Source organism: Frankia sp. R82 (assembly GCF_023716925.1).
Taxonomy (GTDB): Bacteria; Actinomycetota; Actinomycetes; order Frankiales; family Frankiaceae; genus Frankia.
In genome coordinates this window covers 1-2,651 of sequence record NZ_JAMQQG010000122.1, presented here as the reverse complement: position 1 = coordinate 2,651, position 2,651 = coordinate 1, and the positions used below count along the sequence as shown (strand labels likewise).

Sequence of the window (2,651 nt, the reverse complement as noted above, 5' to 3'; positions counted from 1 at the left end):
CAGTGTCAGATTTTTAAAAGACAGAGGGACGGGCCACCCCGGCGACAATCCGGCGGGGGGCTTGCCCGGGCCGGCCGGGGGGCCGCCCGGCAGCGACGACAGCCGGTTCACCCGCGCACCGACAGCGCGGGCGGGTGGCCCCGGTCAGGCCAGCGGATGGGGCGGCTTCCCGCCGGGCAACACCCCGCCGCCGCAGACCCCGCCCGCGCGCACACCCCCGCCCCAGCCGCTCGGTGGCGGCCCCACGCCCAGGGCCAACCCGCCGTACCGCCCCGGCCCTGGTGGCGCCGGCCCCGGCGGGCCCGGTTTCGGCGGGCCCGGTCCCGGCGGGCCCGGGTCGCACCGTCCCGCGTCCCGGGCCGGTGCCCAGCGCTCCAAAACACCGTGGATCATCGCGGCGGTGGCGTTCGTCCTGGTCGTCGCCTGCACCATCGGCGTCGTGCTGGTGGCCAGCTCCGGCGGCGGTGACGACACCGCCGACCGGTTGACACCCGCGCAGACCTCCTCGGCCGCCTATCGGGGTGCGGCGCTGAACGTGCAGGGTCTGAGCCCCTACAGCCTTTCCCTGGACCAGGACGGCTCGCTGCTGGTGTCCAGCCTCGCGACCGACCGCATCCAGCGGATCACGCCGACCGGCGCCACCAGCGACCTCGCCGGCACCGGTGCCGGCGGCTTCAGCGGTGATGGCGGCCCCGCAGCGTCCGCCCAGCTGGACGGCCCCGGTTCGACCGCACGCGACAAGGCCGGCGACCTCTACATCGGGGACGCGAAGAACAACCGCATCCGCAAGATCGACCCGGCCGGGGTGATCACCACCATCGCCGGCACCGGCACCGCCGGCTACAGCGGGGACGGCGGCCCGGCCACCGCGGCACAGATCAACAGCGCCGAGAAGGTCGCCGTCGGCCCGGACGGCAGCATTTTCCTCTCCGACTACGAGAACCACCGGATCCGCAAGATCGACAAGGCGGGGATCATCACAACGTACGTCGGCACCGGTGCCGCCGGCTACACGGGTGCCGGCGGCCCGGCCACCGCGGCCCGGATCGACGGACCGAACGACCTCCTCGTGACGTCGGACGGCACGCTGTACTTCGCCGATCTCGCCAGCAGCACCATCCACAAGGTCACGCCGAACGGGATCATCACCACGATCGCCGGCACCGGGGAGAAGGGCTTCTCGGGTGACGGCGGCCCGGCCACGGCCGCCAAGCTGAACGTGCCGTCGGTGTCGCTCGGCCTGGACGGAAAGACCTTCTACCTGGCCGACTACAACAACAACCGGATCCGCAAGATCGACCCGAACGGGATCATCACCACGATCGCCGGCACCGGGACCAAGGGTCTCGCCGGGGACGGCGGGCCGGCCACGGCCGCCCAGTTCGAGAACCCGAGCTCGGTCGCGGTCGACGGCAGCGGCGAGATCTACGTCTCCGACAACGGCAACGACCGGATCCGTCGGATCGACCCGAACGGCACGATCTCCACCGTCGCCAAGACTGGCTGACCCGCGGCCATGGCGAGACATCAGCTCGACCTGGCGCGGGTCGCGGCGGCGCTGCCCGGCTACGAGCTCGGCGACGAGCTCGGTCGCGGTGGTTTCGGCGTCGTGGTCGCCGCCCGCCACCGGCTGATCGACCGCCCGGTGGCGGTCAAGGTGCTGGCCGGTGTCGCCGACCCGGAGCCGGCCGCCGGCCTCGGCAGTGGTCCCGGCGGCTTCGGCAGCGGCGTCGGTCAGGGCCGTGGCGTCAGTCAGGACAGTGGCGTCGGTCAGGACAGTGGCGGGCGTGACCTGCGGGACCGGTTCCTCGGCGAGGCACGGGTGCTCGCCGGTCTCGACCACCCGCACGTCGTGCGGATCTACGACTACGTCGAGAACGACGGCCTGTGCCTGCTGGTGATGGAGCAGCTCACCGGTGGCAGTCTGCGCGGACGGCCGCTGGCCGGCCCAGGACCGGTCAGCGCGATCGGTGTTGCGGCGGCGGTGGCGCTGGCCGCGGCGCACGACCGCGGTGTGCTGCACCGCGACGTCAAGCCGGACAACCTGTTGTTCGCCGCGGACGGCACCCCCAAGGTCACCGACTTCGGCATCGCGAAGATCCTCGAGGCGACCGCGGCCACGACGACCGGGCTTGTCGGCACCCCGCGGTACATGGCTCCCGAGCAGATCACCGGCGCACCGCTGGGCCCGGGCACCGACCTGTATGCCCTCGGGGTGGTGCTCTACGAGCTGTTCGCCGGACGTTCGCCGTTCCCACCAGAGCTCTCGGTCGCCGCGCTGCTGCATCACCACATGTCGGTGCCGCCGCTGCCGTTGTCCGAGGCGCCCGGCCCGATCGCCGAGCTCATCACCGCGGCGATGGCCAAGCAGGCGGGCTGGCGTCCCCGTTCCGGCCTCGACTTCGCGGTCCGGCTCGCGGCGGCGACCACCGCGTCCTACGGCCCCGGCTGGCTCGCCGCCAGCGGCGTCCCGGTCCGGCTGCCCGACGAGGTGCTCTCCGCGGCCGGCCACCGGCCGGGCGTCCGCTCCGGTCCCGGTGGCTTCCGTCCAGCCGGCCAGCCCGGATACCTGCCGGGTGGCATGCCTGCGTACGCCGTCGCCGGTGCCGCCGGTGCCGCCGGGCCGCCCGGCCAGCCGCCAGGTGGGGCCC

2 protein-coding genes are annotated in these 2,651 nt (G+C 73.6%); both read left to right on the top strand.

All coding sequences use genetic code 11. From position 1 onward, the window contains the following. A partial coding sequence (locus ND747_RS16025; protein WP_251734420.1) for an SMP-30/gluconolactonase/LRE family protein occupies positions 1 to 1,507 on the top strand: 1,507 nt, incomplete at its 5' end. Between the two features lie 9 nt (positions 1,508 to 1,516). Then, the coding region (locus tag ND747_RS16020; protein WP_251734419.1) for a serine/threonine-protein kinase at positions 1,517 to 2,651 on the top strand (1,135 nt) is incomplete at its 3' end.